At 71.5% G+C, this 16,564-nt stretch carries 13 protein-coding genes; 8 read left to right on the plus strand and 5 right to left on the minus strand.

The genetic code is table 11. From position 1 onward, the window contains the following. Positions 1-29: 29 nt before the first annotated feature. Positions 30-3,224, minus strand: coding sequence for a DEAD/DEAH box helicase (locus ACZ7HT_RS18530; protein ID WP_471166680.1), 3,195 nt, complete (start codon positions 3,222-3,224; stop codon positions 30-32). A 252-nt stretch (positions 3,225-3,476) separates the two neighbouring features. Here ACZ7HT_RS18530 and ACZ7HT_RS18535 point away from each other — a divergent pair, with 252 nt between their 5' ends. The 5 genes from ACZ7HT_RS18535 to ACZ7HT_RS18555 all read left to right on the plus strand — a co-directional run bounded on the left by ACZ7HT_RS18535 (position 3,477) and on the right by ACZ7HT_RS18555 (position 7,305). Beyond that, a complete protein-coding gene (locus tag ACZ7HT_RS18535) occupies positions 3,477-3,746 on the plus strand; it encodes a hypothetical protein (RefSeq protein ID WP_471166682.1) in 270 nt (89 codons plus the stop codon). Next, positions 3,739-4,251, plus strand: coding sequence for a DUF6879 family protein (locus ACZ7HT_RS18540; protein WP_471166684.1), 513 nt, complete (start codon positions 3,739-3,741; stop codon positions 4,249-4,251). Before ACZ7HT_RS18535 ends, ACZ7HT_RS18540 begins: the two co-directional genes overlap by 8 nt. Before the next feature lie 4 nt (positions 4,252-4,255). Then, entirely contained in the window at positions 4,256-4,414 is a 159-nt protein-coding gene (locus ACZ7HT_RS18545) for a hypothetical protein (RefSeq protein WP_471166687.1), read from the plus strand. After that, positions 4,411-5,127, plus strand: a complete 717-nt coding sequence (locus tag ACZ7HT_RS18550) for a DUF6082 family protein (protein WP_471166690.1) — start codon at positions 4,411-4,413, stop codon at positions 5,125-5,127. The genes ACZ7HT_RS18545 and ACZ7HT_RS18550 overlap by 4 nt, the downstream gene beginning before the upstream one ends. A gap of 1,044 nt (positions 5,128-6,171) precedes the next feature. Next, positions 6,172-7,305 carry a tyrosine-type recombinase/integrase gene (locus tag ACZ7HT_RS18555; RefSeq protein ID WP_471166692.1) on the plus strand — a complete coding sequence of 378 codons (1,134 nt, stop codon included), beginning with the start codon at positions 6,172-6,174 and terminating at the stop codon, positions 7,303-7,305. Here ACZ7HT_RS18555 and ACZ7HT_RS18560 read toward each other — a convergent pair. Then, complete coding sequence (locus ACZ7HT_RS18560; RefSeq protein WP_471166695.1) at positions 7,253-8,665, minus strand: peptidase C39 family protein; 1,413 nt, start codon at positions 8,663-8,665, stop codon at positions 7,253-7,255. The genes ACZ7HT_RS18555 and ACZ7HT_RS18560 overlap by 53 nt on opposite strands. A 239-nt stretch (positions 8,666-8,904) precedes the next feature. Here ACZ7HT_RS18560 and ACZ7HT_RS18565 point away from each other — a divergent pair, with 239 nt between their 5' ends. Both ACZ7HT_RS18565 and ACZ7HT_RS18570 read left to right on the plus strand, forming a co-directional pair. After that, positions 8,905-9,534: a uridine kinase family protein gene (locus ACZ7HT_RS18565; RefSeq protein WP_471166698.1), complete on the plus strand. Its 630-nt coding sequence runs from the start codon at positions 8,905-8,907 to the stop codon at positions 9,532-9,534. Positions 9,535-9,864: 330 nt separating this feature from the next. Next, complete coding sequence (locus ACZ7HT_RS18570) at positions 9,865-11,784, plus strand: AAA family ATPase (protein ID WP_471167116.1); 1,920 nt, start codon at positions 9,865-9,867, stop codon at positions 11,782-11,784. Between the two features lie 58 nt (positions 11,785-11,842). Here ACZ7HT_RS18570 and ACZ7HT_RS18575 read toward each other — a convergent pair whose 3' ends face one another. Next, positions 11,843-12,613: a transposase family protein gene (locus tag ACZ7HT_RS18575; RefSeq protein ID WP_471166701.1), complete on the minus strand. Its 771-nt coding sequence runs from the start codon at positions 12,611-12,613 to the stop codon at positions 11,843-11,845. 348 nt (positions 12,614-12,961) lie between these two features. On the opposite strand from ACZ7HT_RS18575, the gene ACZ7HT_RS18580 reads away from it, so the two are divergent. Beyond that, positions 12,962-13,918, plus strand: coding sequence for an IS481 family transposase (locus ACZ7HT_RS18580; RefSeq protein ID WP_471166704.1), 957 nt, complete (start codon positions 12,962-12,964; stop codon positions 13,916-13,918). Between the two features lie 40 nt (positions 13,919-13,958). Here ACZ7HT_RS18580 and ACZ7HT_RS18585 read toward each other — a convergent pair whose 3' ends face one another. Together ACZ7HT_RS18585 and ACZ7HT_RS18590 are read right to left on the minus strand one after the other, a co-directional pair. Continuing rightward, positions 13,959-15,002: a hemolysin family protein gene (locus ACZ7HT_RS18585; RefSeq protein WP_471166706.1), complete on the minus strand. Its 1,044-nt coding sequence runs from the start codon at positions 15,000-15,002 to the stop codon at positions 13,959-13,961. Further along, positions 14,999-16,426: a hemolysin family protein gene (locus ACZ7HT_RS18590; RefSeq protein WP_471166708.1), complete on the minus strand. Its 1,428-nt coding sequence runs from the start codon at positions 16,424-16,426 to the stop codon at positions 14,999-15,001. The genes ACZ7HT_RS18585 and ACZ7HT_RS18590 overlap by 4 nt, the downstream gene beginning before the upstream one ends. Positions 16,427-16,564: the final 138 nt, after the last annotated feature.

The following is a 16,564-nucleotide window of genomic DNA, read 5'->3' on the forward strand; positions in this document are numbered from 1 at the left end:
GTTTGGTTCAGGGCCCGCAGCTGTCCGGGTCATGCACGCACGGCCGCGTACGCTTCGAGCCACCCTGCTCCCAGCCGGTCACCGCGGGTGAAGACGGCGGCGCCGCGGCACCCCGCCGACGGGTCGGCCGGTTCGGCGGGCGGCAGAGGCAGCGTGGTCTCCTCGTCGTCGGCGGGGTGCTGGGTGGTGGCCGTGCCGTTCCACAGGCGGATCACCGCTCCGGGCGGAGCCCATGCCCGGACCGTGTCGTCCTGGAGTGTGAGGCGGGTGCCAGTGGCGCGCTCCGCGAGCAGGGCCCGGTAGCGGTCCGGGGGCAGGGCGCAGTCGCCGGGCGGTGTGGTGCCGGGCCAGTCAGGTGCCTCGATGCCGCGGGCCCGGGCCGCGTGCCACATGCGGGGGACGAGCTGGGGCGCGAGCGGGGCGGTGGCCATGCGCTCGCACATCCAGAGGAGGCGCCCGGCTCCTCGGCCGGGGCCCAGGGTGCGCCAGCGGATGCGCAGCGCGAGGTCGCCTGCGACGACGGCCACCCAGGGGTGGACCGTGCCGAGGGGGCCTTGCGCGCCCAGCCAGGCCAGGTAGCGCTGGGCCTCCTCCAGGATGCCGGTCATGGAGTCGACGGGGATGCCGAGGACGTAGGCGGGGCGGCCGCGGAAGAGGGCCGGGCGGGTCGCGGCGAGCAGCAGGACGGCGCGGGCGAGGTCGCCGGCCTGTGGCCGCTGCTCGTCTTCGTCCGGCGCCACCCCGGCCGCTGGTTCCTCCGCCGGGCCAAGCCCCCAGGGGTCGTCCTGTTCGTCGTCCGCGTATTCGGTCTCGCGCAGGACCCGGCGCAGGGCGGCCTTCGCGCGCTCGGTGAACGGTGCCTGCTCGAGTACGGGCAGGCGGGTGCTGAGCAGGAAGGCAAGCAACTGCTCGGCCGTGAGCGGGTCCTCGGGGACCGGGGCCTGCCTCAGTGCCGTCGCCAGATCGTCGGCGAGTACGGCGTCGACCATGAAGCGGCTGGTCAGCCGGCCGAGGGGACTGGGTTCGAGCCGGTCCTCGTCTGCGGCGGTACGCAGGCACCCCACGTCCGTGAGGAACCGTGCCGCCTCGTGCAGCGGTTCGACGCTGTCGTGGCCCTGGTGCGCGGCGAAGGTGCCGGCCCACCACCGCTCCGCCTCGTCGAGGGTCGCGAGCCGTTCCTGTACGGCTTCGGCGAGGAGGTGGTCGGCGAGGGACTCGTCGAGGCGGGACCGCACGGTGTATCCGGCGGCGAGCCGGGCCTGCCAGTGGGCCCGTTCGGACGGGTCGGTGAGCAGGAACGCCCAGCCTTCGCGTTCGCCGGCGCCGATGCGCCCGGCGCGGCCGAACATCTGCTGGACCATCGACACCTCGACGCGGTCCAGGCCGAGGGTGGTGTCGCGGACGATGACCGCGCGGGCGGGGAGGTTGACGCCGGCCGCGACCGTGGAGGTGGCGACCAGGACCTCCGCCTCCCGGGCGCGGAACGCCTGCTCGGCCTCCCGCTTGAAGGGCCAGTCACGATAGTGGAGCCGTACGCCGGCCTTGCTGCAGAGCCGCTCCACCTGTTCGGCGTCGTCGGCGTCGACGCCGGTGGTGGGCACGCCCCGGTCGGCGGCCAGGGCGAGCGCCGTGGCGCGGACCCCGCGCTTGCTGCCGCAGAAGACGAGGACGCTGCCGCCGTCCTCCGTGACCTGCCGGGCGATGCGGACGGCGGTCTCGGTGCGGACGGCGACCCGGGCCGCCCAGTCCGTCTCGTCCACTGCGGGCAAGTGGGGCAGTTGCCAGGTGAGCCGGGTGGGCCGCCAGGTGGTGCGGACGAGCCGGGCGCCCAGCCAGTCGGCGACCTCGTCGGCGTTGGCGACCGTCGCGGAAAGGCCGACGATACGGGTGGCCGCGCCGTCCTCCCGTACCCGGGCGAGCAGCGCCTCCAAGACGGCTCCGCGCGTGGGGTCGCCTAGCAGGTGGATCTCGTCGACCACCAGACAGCCGACCTCGGCGAGCGAGTCCCGCAGCGAGCCCGCGCGGCAGATCGCCTCGAACTTCTCGGTGGTGGCCACCCACACGTCGGCCGACCGGATCAGCTCCGTATCCACCGCCGCCTCACCGGTCAGGCGCACCACGCGCAGCCCGCGGCGGCGCCACAACGCGAGTTCGCGGTCGAGTTCGTCGGTGAGCGAGCGCTGTGGCACCAGCCAGGCCGCCTTGCGCCCACGGGCGTGCGCGGCCAGCGCGGCGACCATCCCGATGGGGGTCTTCCCGGCGCCGGTCGGCGCGACGACGACCAGATGCCCGGTCTCCTCTAGCACCGCGGGCACGGCGGCGGCCTGCACCGGGTTGAACGACGGGTGCGGGAGCAGCCCGGCCCACTCGGCCGGCACCAGCTCGCCGACGGGCACGTACGCGTCCGCGTCCGTGCCTGGCAGGTCCTCCAGCGCGTCCCACTGGGCGGCGAAGGCGTCCCGGGCCGCGACCGCCCACGGCCCGCCGGCGGGCGCCGCGCCGTCCGGACCGGCCGCGACCAGCTCGGTACGGCCGCCGGTGTCGCCGACCGTGCCGACCTGTCCGGCCTCCTCCCAGTAGCGGCTCACCCGGTACGGGACGTCCCGCTGCTCCAGCCACGCACGCAGCGCCTCGTACCCCGGCCCCTCGGGGAGGATCACCCGCACGTCCTCGGCCGCCGCGAGCGCGGCCTCGGCCGGCCGCCACGCGGGGTCGGCGGTCTTGTACCACAGCAGGGCGCGCCGCTCGGTCCTGTCGGGCACGACCAGGTCCTCCGGCCACGCCGGACCGCTGACCATCCGCACCGTCAGGGGCGGCTGCCCCGGAACCCTGACGACCGCGGTCACGGTGAGCCCCGGCCCGCCCGTCCTGCCCCCGGGCGGCGCGGGCGCCGGACGGGACCGGGGCGCCCGCCCCGCCTGGTCGGGCACGGACGCGACCAGTTGGTCGTACCGCTTCACCCCGAGATCCACGAGGGTGAACGCGGCGGGACAGGCGGGGCAGACGAGCGCCGTGTACCGGTAGGTCCGGCCCTGGGACTCGTACGGTCTGCGCAAGGCGTGCAGTTCGCCGTCGCACGCGGGACAGCGGCGGTCGACGGTCTCCTCGTAGCTCCACCCCGGCTCCGCGAACCGCGCCGGACTCTCCCCGCCCAGCGTTACTCCCCACCGCTCCCGTGCCAGGTCGGTGACGGATCCCTGCACGACGGCCTCGTCACTGCGCATGACCCGACTGTGGCACCCCCTGATCACCGCCCGCAGGCGCTTCACACGGTTTCCCCCGATCAAGCGCCCGGAGCCTCAACCCCGGCTCTCGGCTATGTCGGGCTTGTGCCAAGTCGTACCAGCCGCGCAGGGCGCGGGATCCGGCCACCCGTCGGCTGGTGAGGCCATTGTCGGTGGTCAGCCCGGTTGTTAGTCTCGCCTCGATCTTGAGATACTGCACTCACATGGTGACGACTTGGGCGGGGGATGGTCGTGGAGCGTCGTTGGGAAGCCGATGCGAACGCGGGGTTCACTCGTCGCCTGGGGCGTTCACCGCAAGAGTTGGGGCTGACGAGCGCGACGGAGAGCTGCCCGGACATCTGGGAGATGGACAACGGTGATGTCGCGGTCATCGGCCGCGACATCACGCCGGAGGTGGCCGAGCGGCTGCCCGACGGCGTGTCCATCGGAGCTGACGAGCGTCTGGTGATCATTCCGCGGAGTCTGCTCGTCGCTGCCAAGCCGGATATTCCCGATGCGTGAGCGGATCACCGACGGTGCCTACGACGGCATTGCAGGCGTCCTCGCGATGCCGGCCGCAGCGCGAGGACCGTTCCTGCCGGTGGAGAGTTACGTCAAGGCGTTTCGCGAGGACTACGCGCGCCCGGACGTGACCGCGGTCGACAAGCTCGAGTGCGGCCAGCACTTCCAGGAGCCTGGCTTCGCGTCGTGGGACGCGTTCCACGACGGAGCGTGGGAGCGGTCCTTGAGCCTCCTGGCGGAGGAGCGCAAGGCGATGAGTCGGCAGTTCAAGGACGCTGACCAGCGTGGACTGCAATTGCGTCGGGTCCGCTACGTCGAACTCCCGCCGTCGGACTACGTGCTCTGGGAGCTTGCTGTGCTCCGCCAGCGTGTTGATCTTGGGGAGCGGGTCCGTGTCGTGGTCGGCAAGGGCCGACCCGGCATTCAGGCACCCCCCCCCCCGCTGGTTTTGCGAGCTTGTCATTCTCGGGACGTCCTGTCTCTACGAGCTGAGGTACAAGCCTGACGGCGTGATCGCCGGTGCGTACCGGCACACCGATTCGGATCTGATCGCGGCCTGTCAGTCCGACGTCCGGCAGCTCTACGCGGCCGGCGAGGACTTCGATTCCTTCCATGCTCGCGTCGCCGAGCCGCTGCTCCGCGCCCGATGCGGGGAGGAGACGCCGTGACGTCCGAACCCGCGCCCGTGTCTCGCCACAGGATTCGTGAGCGCCCCTGGTACCGGTCCCGCGCCGTCGTCCTGGCCCTGGCCGTCCTCGCTGTCGTCGGCTCCATGGGTCTGGTGGTCGCGTCCCCGCTCGCCCTGCCGGCCTTGGACGGCAAAGGCCGTGACTGGGATCGGGTCGCCGACATCGCTCAGGCGTACGGAGCCGTGTCGGCACTCCTGTCCGCATTGGCAGTCCTTGGTGTCGCCTCATCGCTGGTGCTGCAGGCGCGCGAGGCAAAGGCATCCCGCGTGCAGAACACGCGGATGATGCACATCGAACTGACCAAGACGGCCATGGAGAACCCCGAGTACCTCGACTGCTGGGGCGGCCCAGACGCCTCACGCACTGTTCTGCTCCGGCAGCAGCACATGTACGTAAACCTCGTCGTGTCGCACTGGGAGATGGCATTCGAGGTCGGAGACCTCACGGAGCGCTGGGTGGCCGCCGCAGCAGATGAGATCTTCGCAGGCGAAATCGGCCGTTCCTTCTGGGAGCGATCACGCCAAGCCCGCCTGTCGACCGCTGCGACTCGGCGCTCACGCCGCTTGCAGCGCATCATCGATGCGCGCTACGAAGCGGCGCTGTCCACACCGCCTCGCACTCAGCGGGCTCTGCCCGATCTCAGGGTTTCCGGAGTCGTACCTCCCCGCGTAGCTGACAGCAACGAGCCCTGATCACGTTCCCGTGGGCGATGGGCAGGGCCCTCTGCTCCCACCCGAGGGTGGCGACAGGTCGTCGTGCATGCCGCCCGCATGACCGAGCAACCCAGGCCTCGTTACATCAAACCGCCTCAGGGCGTGTCTTGGACTCGGTGCGCCCCCGCCGGCACGCGCCGGGGGGGCAAGTGATCACCAAGGGAGACGATCCCGATGGCGGGGGCCTGTACTACACGGTCGTCCCCCGACCCAGGCCGGACGCACGATGCGACTCCCCACGTCAACCTCAGCCTCGAGAGCGCCCCACGTCTCCTTCACGGCACCAACGAGCCCGACGCCCCGCACGACCGCCGGGCCGCCTTCCGCCTTCCGCCTTCCGCCTTCCGCCGCAGCTAACGCCCCCTGATCGAGCTTCCGACCAGATCGCCCCAACCAGCGACCAACCTCGCCTACTCATGGCTCGCCGACGATCTCAAGGTCGTGGGGTGGCTGCGCCACCCGGTCCATCTGTATGACTGAGCTACGAAGCCGAGCGATCGTTCACCCCCGAGACCCAGCGTGGCACCGACGGAACCCGGCGAAATACCCAGCAAATACCCGTTCGCGCGCCGGACTGAGCCCGGGTCTTGGGGCCCACCTCGCCGTCGGCAGACCGCCTCGGCCGACCGCACCGCGATCACCGAAGCCAACCACTGGGGCCGGCCAAGCCTTGGACCGTCCTTCACCAACCTCCGACTGCCACACGGATCTCGCCCCAGCCGTGGGGCCCGGTGAGGTGTAGACCAGGCCGCATTTGACGTCGGAGCTGACCAGCCCGGGTGGGCACGAAGGCACGGAGTGCAGTTCGATCTCGTCCCTTCCGGCGAGCCACGCCTGGACAGTCTTCGAGCGGCGTTCGGAGTGCCCGCGCGGCCACCATCGGGGCTTTACAGCCCAAGGCGACATGGGGTTGTCGAATCTTCACGTGCCCAGGAATTTGGCGCGGCCGGAAACATCGACTACAACACCACTCACACCGAAAAACACGGCCAACGGCCGTGTGAGTAGAGATGGGTGAACAGGTTGGCGCAAATCATCGATAACGGCTCTGCCGCGTCGGGCAAGCGGTGGACTGTCCGATACCGGGAGCCGGGCGGACGCACCGGACGCCAGCGGGAGAAGTCGTTCACCCGGAAGAAGGACGCGGTCGACTTCGGCACCAAGATGGAAGGCGACAAGCGCGAGAACATCTACGTCGACCCCGACGCCGGCAAGGTGTCGCTCCGCCGGTACGCGGACGACTGGCTCGCGAAGAAGACCGCTTCCGCCGGCACCCTCGAGTCGTACGAGCGCATCGTCCGCCTCCACGTGGTCCCCCACCTGGGGAGCAAGATGATCTCGCAGGTCACCGCGGCGGACATCGAGGGCCTGTACGCGCGTTGGCGCCGGGACGGGGCGGCCCTCAACACCATCGAGTCCCGGCACATCGCCCTCTCGGCGCTGTTCTCCCACGCTGTGCGTCACAGGCGGATTCCCGTGAATCCCATGACGCAGGCCGAGAAGCTGGAGAACCCCGTCATTCCTGTCGACGACAGGAAACTTCCCAGCTTCGACGAGATAACCGCCATCGCCAAGGAGATCGGACCTCGCCTGTCTCCGGCAGTGTGGCTGATGACGTGTTGCGGACTTCGCATAGGGGAATCTCTGGGCGTCTTCCCGGAAGACATGCGCGACGGCACCCTGCGAATCCGGCGGCAGGTGATTCGCTACAAAGACGCCTCCGGAAAGTACACGCCGAAATACGCCCCGTTGAAACATCGGAAAGAAGGCGAGTGGCGCGACATACCCGTTCCCGCTTCCCTTGAGCCATTCATCGACCGGCTTCCGATCCGCAATGCGAGCGGCGGAATGCCGTATCCCGATCTTCTGCGCAAGTCGTGGGACCGCGCCATCAAGCGGCTCGAGCTTCCTGCGTACAACCCGCACGACCTGCGGCATAAATGGACCACCGTGGCCCTGACCAACGGAGTGTCCATTCACGAGGTGTCTCGCTGGCTCGGACATCGTTCGATCAAGGTCACGGTGGACCGGTACGGCCACCTCACTCAGGACGGCCAGGAGCGCTGCCGTCAGGTCGTCGAGACGACCGTCGGGCCGCACATGCTCACACCAGGCCGAGCGCCTGCAGTGCGCGGTGCTGACTTGGTGCTGACTTGACCGGCCAGTAGAGGTAGCAGACCCCTCCCGTACCGCTTCTGACCTTGCCGTTTGCGTCGTAGCGCTTCGTGCGGAGCCAGATGTTCTCCCACTCGCTGCGCCGGTAGACCCGGCGGACGGCATCGTTGGTGGGTGAGGCGGGGTCGTTGGCGATGACGTCGCCGTCCGCCGTGAAGCCGATGACGGTCATCAGGTGGCCCGAGGTGCCGTAGCCGGCGCCGGTCAGTTCCTCCTTGCGGAAGGACTGGGACGTTATGGCCGGGATGCCGGCCCGGACCAGGGATTCGAGTTCCGTGAGCGAGCGCAGGCGGGTGACCGCGGCGTTCATGTCGGGGTAGGTGGCCGCGTAGGCCGCGTTGAAGGGCCAGTTGCCGCAGCCCTGGTACTGGTGGTCGTAGGTGAAGCGGGCCGCGTGGCAGACCTGCGGGTCGGCGAAGGACGGGTTCACCCAGGCGAGCTGGTCGGCCGAGGGGCGGCGGCCCCAGTACTCGACGATCATCTGGGAGGAGGTCGGGCTGCACCAGGCCTCGCCGCCGTTGTCGTACTCGGGGTACTGGCCGACGTGGGTGTTCTGGGAGTAGCGCGGGACGGTCAGCTCGTGGTCGAGGCCCGGTTCGGAGGCCGGGACGCTGAACCGGTCCGGGATGTCCGAGGCCATCGCGCCGAGCCGCCAGACCGTCGGGGTGAGGTCGCTTCCGGGGGTGCGGTAGAGGGTGAGGCGCAGGCGGTACGCGCTCAGCCGCAGGCCGCTCGCCGCGTCGTCGATCGCGAAGGTGTCGGTCCAGACGGTGCTCTTGCCGTCGGTCTGGTCGTCGACGGAGGTGCGCCGGATGTCGCCGTCGCCGGCGGCCCAGCGGCCCATCACGTACCAGGGGGTGTCGGTGGCGTCGGAGTACGTGCCGGACAGCTCGACCTGGAGCCAGGTGCCGGGCGGGGTGGCGGCGTTCCAGGAGGCGATGACCTCGGTGGCCGGTACGGAGGAGGTGTGGACGGGCGAGGTCCAGCCGGCGTACTCCCAGGTGGCGGTGCGGCCGGTGTGCGGGTCGGTGTAGTCGACGCGCCCGGCCGGGGTGGCGATGACCAGGGCCGGCCGCAGGCCGGCGACCGCCTTCGTACCCTCCGTCGTGCCGCATCTCCAGTCCGTGTAGGAAGACCAGAAGCGGTTGTCGACCAGTCCGGCGGCCGGGGCGTGGCCTCGCCCGGCGCCGTCGGCCGGGCAGTCGGAGGCGGCGCAGCCGGGGCGGGCGGCGGTCGGCGATTCCGTGGCGGCCGCGGCGGTGGCCGGGCCGGCGGCGGCCGTTCCCGCGGCGGCCGCGAGCGCCGCGGCGAGGACGGTTCTACGCGGGGTGGAGCTGGTCATGGGCGGTGACCCCCAGTCGACGAGAACGGTGGACGTACGGGAGAGCCGAAGGGTGGGATGACGGGAGCGTACGGGCCTCCGCACCGGTGGGCGGGCGGGGCCGCGCTGGCCCACTATCCCGGTCCCGGGGGGCCTCCGCCAGCACTTCGGCTCGCGTCGCCGTACCAATATTGGTCTCTACCACTGACGGTGGTACCTCGCTGACCTGCGACGGTCCCCCACTCCCCTACCCTGGGGCCATGAACGACCTCGACCGCGCGGCGCGCGCGCTGCTCCGGCTGCCGCCCTCCTGCGGACCGGTCCGGCTGATCGCGGTCGACGGGCACGCGGGCTCCGGCAAGTCCACCCTCGCGGTCCGCCTCTCCGCCGCCCTCGGTGACGCGCCCGTCCTCCGCCTCGACGACCTCGCCACGCACGAGGAGCTCTTCGAGTGGACCGGCCGGCTCCGGGAGCAGGTCCTGGAGCCGCTCTCGCGCGGCGAGACCGCCTCGTACCGCGCGTACGACTGGCGGCTGCGGCGCTTCGGCGAGGCGCGGGAACTGCCTCCGGCCCCCGTGGTCCTCGTCGAGGGCGTCGGCGCCGGCCGGCGGGTGGTGCGGCCGTTCCTTGCGTGGCTGCTGTGGATGGAGCGCGGCGCCGAGGACTCCTGGGCGCGCGGGCGCCGGCGGGACGGGCCGGAGCAGGCCTCGTTCTGGGAGGGCTGGACCGTGGCGGAGACTCGCCATTTCGCCGAGGACCCCTCCAGACCCTTCGCCGACACCCTGGTACGGGAGTGCCAGGAGGGGTACGACTGGCTTCGCGGGCCTGCCGTGACCGCGGGCACGCGCCAGATCATCACGCACAGTGACGGCCTTCTGTCCGTGAACTGAGGGGGTGGAAGTCCGCTTCCGCAAGTACCTCAACTTCGCTTGACCGACGGGGCGTACAGGTCTTACGTTCTGAATGTGCGGCTTTTCGGAGCCGCCGCGGACACGAAGCCCCCGGTTGTTCCCCCGTGATCGGGGGCTTCGTTCTGCCCCCGGAGGCCCTTTCCGCGCCCTCCCCGGGCCTTCTCCAGCGCCTCATCCGCCCCTGATGCTCACCCAGGGTCACCGCTTCCGGATCATGCGCTTCTCCTTAAGCACGCACCCCCTGCGCAGGTACGATGCCCCCAGGTGCGGTCAAATCCCGTCCATGCGATGACGGTTGTGGGGGACTCGATGGACATCGGCACGCAGGGGTCGCAGACCCCGGCCGAGCTCGCCTGGCTGCGCGGAGTCGACGCCTACACGATGGGCGCGTATCCGCAGGCGGAAGACGAGTTCCGGACGGCGGTACGGATCGATCCCGGGATGGCGGACGCCTGGCTCGGGCTGCACGCGCTCCGGGTCGACACCACGACCGCGCTGCTGCGCATGTACCGCAACCGCGATCGCTTCGGCGAGCAGCGGACCCGGTACCGGCGCACCCTGAACTCCTGGTACTGGCTGGGCTGGTGGGTGCAGCCCGTCCTGGAGAGCCCGCGGGACCTGCTGCTCGCGCACGCCTCCCACTGGCTCGACGGCCGCCATGTACCGGAGCTCGACCGGGCCCTCGCGGGCCTCCCCCCGGTCGACACCGACCCCCAGGTGCGCTTCCTGCACGCCTGCCGTGCCTATCTCGTCAAGGACTGGGACCAGCTCGTCCGGCACACCGAGACCCTCGTCGACGACCCGCTGCTCGGGATCGAGGCCGGACTGTTCGGCGGCATGGCCCGGGTGCGCCTGGAGATGTACAGCCAGGCCGAGCCGCTCCTCTCGGCCTCGCTGATGCGGTGCCGCAGCGAGCAGCCGCAGCGCAAGGAGCTGCGCTACTGGCTCGCCCGCGCCCACGAGGGCACCGGGCGCAGCGCCGCCGCCCTGCCGCTCTACCGGGCCGTGCACCGGATCGACCCGGCGTTCATGGACACCGCGGCGCGGCTCGCGGCGATCGCCGAGTACGACGGGTTCGAGGGCTACGACGGGGTCGACGACCCGGCCGGGCTCGCTGCGGTCGCGCTCGGCACCCTCGGCGGGGGCCTCGGCCAGGACGCCGTGGACACCGTCCCGGGCGCCGAACCCGACCCCGGCGGACTCGGCGACGGGCTGCGGCTCGCGCCCGAACCGGTGCCGCCGGCCGCCTCCGTCACGCCGCCGGAGACAGTACGGCAGAAGGCCCCGCTGCCCGGCCAGCCGGCGCCGCCGCGCTTCCCCGCCGGACCCACCGATCCGGTGCTCCTCGCGGAGGCCCTCGCCGAACTGGAGGGCATGGTCGGGCTCGAACCGGTCAAGCGCCAGGTCAAGGCGCTGTCGGCGCAGCTGGAGATGGCGCGGCTGCGGGCCGGGCAGGGCCTTCCGGTCCAGCCGCCCAAGCGCCACTTCGTCTTCTCCGGCCCCTCGGGCACCGGGAAGACCACGGTCGCCCGGATCCTCGGGCGGGTCTTCTACGCCCTCGGGCTGCTCGGCGGCGACCACCTCGTCGAGGCCCAACGGGCCGACATGGTCGGCGAGTTCCTGGGCCAGACCGCGGTCAAGGCCAATGAGCTGATCGACTCGGCGGTCGGCGGGGTGCTGTTCGTGGACGAGGCGTACGCGCTCTCCAACACCGGCTACAGCAAGGGCGACGCCTACGGGGACGAGGCCCTCCAGGTGCTCCTGAAACGGGCCGAGGACAACCGCGACCACCTCGTGGTCATCCTGGCCGGCTACCCCGAGGGCATGGACCGGCTGCTCAGCACCAATCCCGGCCTGTCCTCCCGGTTCACCACCCGGGTCGACTTCCCCTCGTACCGCCCGCTGGAACTCACCGCCATCGGCGAGGTCCTCGCGGCGGCGAACGGGGACGGCTGGGACGAGGAAGCGCTCGACGAGCTCCGCTCGATCAGCGGGCACGTCGTCGAGCAGGGCTGGATCGACGAACTCGGCAACGGCCGCTTCCTGCGCACCCTGTACGAGAAGTCCTGCGCCTACCGGGACCTGCGGCTCTCCGGATACCCGGGGACCCCGAGCAGGGAGGATCTCGCCACCCTCCGGCTCGCCGACCTCATGCAGGCGTACGGCGAGGTCCTGTCGGGCCGCGGTCCGGTCGACCGCGGCCCGCAGCAGGAGCCGCCGGGCTACTAAAGCGTGTTGCAGAAGGTCGTGTCCGGGCAGGTCAGGGCCGGTTTTGGCACCGGCCTGATCATGCGGCGAGGGCTAGGTTGTGCATGTGGGCGACGGCCTGGACAGCGTGGTGGAGGCCGTTGCCGCGCTGTCGGCAGTCGCGGAGGATCTTGTAGTGCTTCATGCGGGCGAAGGCGTGCTCGACGCGCGCCCGGACCCGTCGGTGCTCGGCGTTGTCCTCCTCCTCGCCGGGCAGCAGGGCTCGGCCGGGGCGTTTGCGGTGCGGGACGACGAGCCCGGTGTTGATGTAGGCGCCGTCGGCCAGCACGGTCACGCCCTCGCAGACGGCGGCCAGGCTGGAGTTCCTCCAGGCCTTGGCGTCCGCGGTGTTGCCGGGCACCGGCCGGGCCGCCGCGACCACGAGCTTGGTGTCGGCGTCGATGATGACCTGCACGTTCGCCGAGAAGCGGTAGTTGCGTGAGGACGCACCGACCTTCCGGTCGCGGACCGGGACGAGGGTGCCGTCCACGATCCACAGCCGCTCGACCGCGTCGGTAGGACGTACTGCCGGCTCGATCGCGAGCAGCGGCCGCAGCCGCTGGATCACCCGGCACACGGTCGCCGGCGAGACGCCGAAGAGCGGGGCGAGCTGCCGCATGGTGAGGTTCGTGCGGTAGTAGACGGCCACCAGCAGCACCCGGTCCGCCAGCGGCAGGCACCACGGCCGGCCGCCACCGGGCCCGTTCCCGCCCCGTTCCCGCACGACCTTCAACAGTCGCTCGAACTGCCGCATCCGCAGACCCGTGAACGTCTCCACCCACAACGGCTCAGCCCTCAACACCCCACGCATACACGGGAAATGCCCGCCACGCAGCCTTCTGCAACACGCTTTAGGGCCTGTCTGACAATTCGCGTCGGATCAGGCCGGGCCGTCCGGTGCGTGCGATCGGCGTGCGGCCGGGACGCCCTCGATGGGGGTCCCCCCGCTCGAGCGAAGCCGAGAGTGGGGGAGGAGCTACTTGGGCGTTTCGGCCGTGCGGCGAGCGTGCGTGCCGGGCGGGCCGGACCCGACGGGAATTGTCAGACAGGCCCTAGGTGTATTGATCACGAGCGTTGTTGACACTGGTCTGGTCTTGAACATGGCGAAGACCTCCGGTGTGGTGGGAGCTGTCTAGGAACTCACCTCACGGAGGTCTTCGTGTCCCACCGTAATGCCCGGCTGACCGTCTTCGGTAGGAGACTGCTGGTCGAACGTGTCTGCTCAGGCCGTCCGGTCGCGCATGTGGCCGCCGAGATGGGCATCTCCCGGGCCACGGCCCACAAATGGATCCGCCGGTGGCGGGCCGAGGGCGACGCGGGTCTGCATGACCGGTCGAGCCGGCCTCGCACGACACCGCACCGGACTCCGGCCGCGGTGGAAGACCGCGTCTGCGGCCTGCGGCAGGCCCGCAAGCTCGGGCCGGCCCGGATCGGCCCGATCGTGGGCCTGCCCGCCTCGACCGTGCACCGGATCCTGACCCGCCACCGGCTCAACCGACTGGCCTGGCTCGACCGGCCGACCGGCACGGTGATCCGCCGCTATGAACGTGACCGCCCCGGCGAGCTGATCCACGTGGATGTGAAGAAACTCGGCCGGATTCCCGACGGCGGCGGCCACAAGGTTCTGGGGCGCCAGGCCGGCCGGGCCGCCCGCAGCCGGATGGGTTTCGACTACGTCCACTCCGCCGTCGACGACCACTCCCGCCTCGCCTACAGCGAGATCCACGGCGACGAGAAGGTCGCGACCTGCGCGGGTTTCCTGGCCCGCGCGGCCGTGTTCTTCCACTCCCAGGGCATCGACCGGATCGAACGGGTCCTGACCGACAACGCCTGGGCCTACCGCAAGGGCCTGGCCTGGAAGGCCGTCCTCGCCGACCTCGGCGCCACCGGCAAGCTCACCCGCCCCTACCGGCCGCAGACCAACGGCAAGGTCGAACGCTTCAACCGCACCCTCCTCGACGAATGGGCCTACCAGCGGCCCTACACCTCCAACAACGAGCGGACCCAAGCCCTGGCAGACTTCCTCCACACCTACAACCACCACCGCTGCCACACCGCACTCGACGGACACCCGCCCATCAGCCGCGTCAACAACCCTGCGGGTCAATACACCTAGGACCTGATCCGACGCGAAGCTTCGGACAGGCCCCGGGCCGCTACGGCGACGCGACCGGCTGGACGCGGTGCGCGGGGTCGCGGACCTCGCCCACCAGCATCTCCAGGACGTCCTCCAGGGCGACCAGGCCCAGGACCCGGCCCTGGCCGTCCGCGACCTGGGCCAGGTGGGTGGCGGCGCGGCGCATCACGGTGAGGGCGTCGTCGAGCGGCAGCTCCGCGCGGAGCGTCGCCATCGGGCGCCACAGCCGCTGCGGCACCGCCCGCTCCCGCTCCTCCAGGTCCAGGACGTCCTTCACGTGCACGAAGCCCATGAAGGTCGCCCGGCCCTCGGCGCGGACCGGGAAGCGGGAGTACCCGGTCCGTACGGTCAGCTCCTCGATCTCGCACGGGGTGACGGTCGGCGGGACCGTGACGAGGGTGGCGGGGGCGATGAGGACGTCCGTCACCGGGCGGCTGCCCAGTTCGAGGGCGTCCTCAAGGCGCTCCTGTTCGACCGGGTCGAGCAGTCCCGCCTGGCCCGCGTCCTCCACGAGACGGCCGAGCTGGGCGCTGGTGAAGACCGCCTCCACCTCGTCCTTCGGCTCCACGTCGAACGCCCGCAGGACCAGCCGGGCGCAGGCCCCGAGCGCGGCCGTGACCGGCCGGCAGAGCCGGGCGAAGCCGACGAGACCGGGGGCGAGCCAGAGGGCGGTGCGCTCGGGGTCGGACATCGCCAGGTTCTTCGGGACCATCTCGCCGATGACGAGGTGGAGGAAGACGACCGCGGCGAGGGCGATGACGTAGCCCAGCGGGTGGATCAGCCCCTCCGGGACACCGACCGAGTGGAAGACCGGTTCGAGGAGCCGGGCGACGGTCGGCTCGGCGACGGCGCCGAGCGTCAGGGAGCAGACGGTGATGCCGAACTGGGCGGCGGCCATCATCTGCGGCAGGTTCTCCAGGCCGTGCAGGACCTGCTTGGCCCTGGCGCCCCCGAGCGGCTCGATCTGGCTGCGCCGGACGGAGACGAGGGCGAACTCGGCCCCGACGAAGAAGCCGTTGGCGAGGACCAGGAGGACGGCGAAGAGGAGTTGCAGGGTGCTCATCGGCCGGCCTCCGCGGGGACGGGCACCGGGTCGGTCATCAGGTCGGCCACCGCGGCTGAAGCCGTCGCGACCGGGTCGAGGCCCGGGGCCGGCGTGCCGGCCTGGTCCTGCTCCGGTGCCGTCCGGACGATCCGCACCCGCTCGGCGCGGTAGCGGTCGACCTGGCGGACCGAGAGGCGCCAGCCGGGGAGCTCGGCGCGGTCCCCGGGCGCCGGGATGCGGCCGAGGAGGTCGGCGACGAGTCCGGCGACGGTCTCGTACGGCCCGTCGGGCACGTCGAGGCCTATCCGGCGCAGGGTGTGGACCCGGCAGGAGCCGTCGGCCTCCCAGGCGGGGCGGCCGTCCTCGGCGGGCGCCGCGGCCAGCTCGGGCCGCTCGTCGTCGGCCGTGTCGTGCTCGTCGCGGACCTCGCCGACGAGCTCCTCCACGATGTCCTCCAGGGTGACGACCCCGGCCGTGCCGCCGTACTCGTCGACGACCACCGCGATCGGCTGTTCCCGGCGCAGCCGCTCCAGGAGCGTCTGGACGGGCAGCGTCTCGGGGACGAGCAGCGGCGGGACCGCGATCCGTCCGACGGGGGTGCGCAGGCGGGCGTGCGGGGCGACGGCGAGCGCGTCCTTGAGGTGGACCATGCCGACGATCTCGTCGATGCGGTCGCGGTAGACCGGGAAGCGCGAGAGGCCGGTGGCCCGGGTGAGGTTGAGGACGTCGGCCGCGGTGGCGTCCCACTGGAGGGCGCTCACCTTCACGCGCGGCGTCATGACCTGCTCGGCGGTGAGACCGCCCAGGCTCAGGGTCCGTACGAAGAGGTCGGCGGTGTCCTGTTCGAGCGCGCCGGCCTGGGCGGAGTGCCGGGCCAGCGAGACGAGTTCGCCGGGGGTGCGCACCGAGTCCAGCTCCTCGGTGGGCTCGACGCCCAGGAGCCGTACCAGCCGGTTGGCGACCTGGTTGAGCAGCGAGATCACGGGCCGGAAGAGGGCCGAGAAGCGGCGCTGCGGGGTGGCGACGAAGCGGGCGACCTGGAGCGGGCGGGAGACCGCCCAGTTCTTCGGGACGAGCTCGCCGACCACCATCTGGACGGCGGAGGCGAGCAGCATGCCGATCACGACGGAGATCCCGGAGACGGCCCCTTCGGGCAGTCCGGTCGCGGTGAGCGGCCCGTGAAGGAGCCCGGCGAGCGCGGGCTCGGCGAGCATGCCGACGACCAGCGAGGTGATCGTGATGCCGAGCTGGGTGCCGGAGAGCTGGAAGGACAGCTCGCGCAGGGCGGTGACGACGGTGCGGGCGCGCCGGTCGCCGGCGGCCGCGGCCCGCTCGGCCTCGGCGCGCTCGACGGTCACGAGACCGAACTCGGCGGCCACGAAGAAGCCGTTGGCGAGGATCAGGAGGAAGGCCGCGAAGAGCAGCAGAAGGGAGACGATCATGCCGCCGCCTCCAGGGAGGGGGCGGCGCAGGTACTACCGGACGATCCGTCCATTGCTGGAGGGAGTCACTCCTCGGGTCGAAGGGTGGTCTCGCGGGCCGCGGCTGCGGCCCTGCACACGCGAGACGGTGGTGCCGCT

The sequence above is a fragment of the Streptomyces sp. NPDC037410 genome (genome assembly GCF_055602235.1).

Excerpts from the sequence above, each read along its gene's own strand:
- ACZ7HT_RS18585 (WP_471166706.1), bottom strand. The coding sequence starts at position 15,002 with ATGAGCACCCTGCAACTCCTCTTCGCCGTCCTCCTGGTCCTCGCCAAC.
- ACZ7HT_RS18565 (WP_471166698.1), top strand. The coding sequence starts at position 8,905 with ATGAACGACCTCGACCGCGCGGCGCGCGCGCTGCTCCGGCTGCCGCCC.
- ACZ7HT_RS18540 (WP_471166684.1), top strand. The coding sequence starts at position 3,739 with ATGCGTGAGCGGATCACCGACGGTGCCTACGACGGCATTGCAGGCGTC.
- ACZ7HT_RS18570 (WP_471167116.1), top strand. The coding sequence starts at position 9,865 with ATGGACATCGGCACGCAGGGGTCGCAGACCCCGGCCGAGCTCGCCTGG.
- ACZ7HT_RS18560 (WP_471166695.1), bottom strand. The coding sequence starts at position 8,665 with ATGACCAGCTCCACCCCGCGTAGAACCGTCCTCGCCGCGGCGCTCGCG.
- ACZ7HT_RS18590 (WP_471166708.1), bottom strand. The coding sequence starts at position 16,426 with ATGATCGTCTCCCTTCTGCTGCTCTTCGCGGCCTTCCTCCTGATCCTC.
- ACZ7HT_RS18575 (WP_471166701.1), bottom strand. The coding sequence starts at position 12,613 with ATGCGTGGGGTGTTGAGGGCTGAGCCGTTGTGGGTGGAGACGTTCACG.
- ACZ7HT_RS18530 (WP_471166680.1), bottom strand. The coding sequence starts at position 3,224 with ATGCGCAGTGACGAGGCCGTCGTGCAGGGATCCGTCACCGACCTGGCA.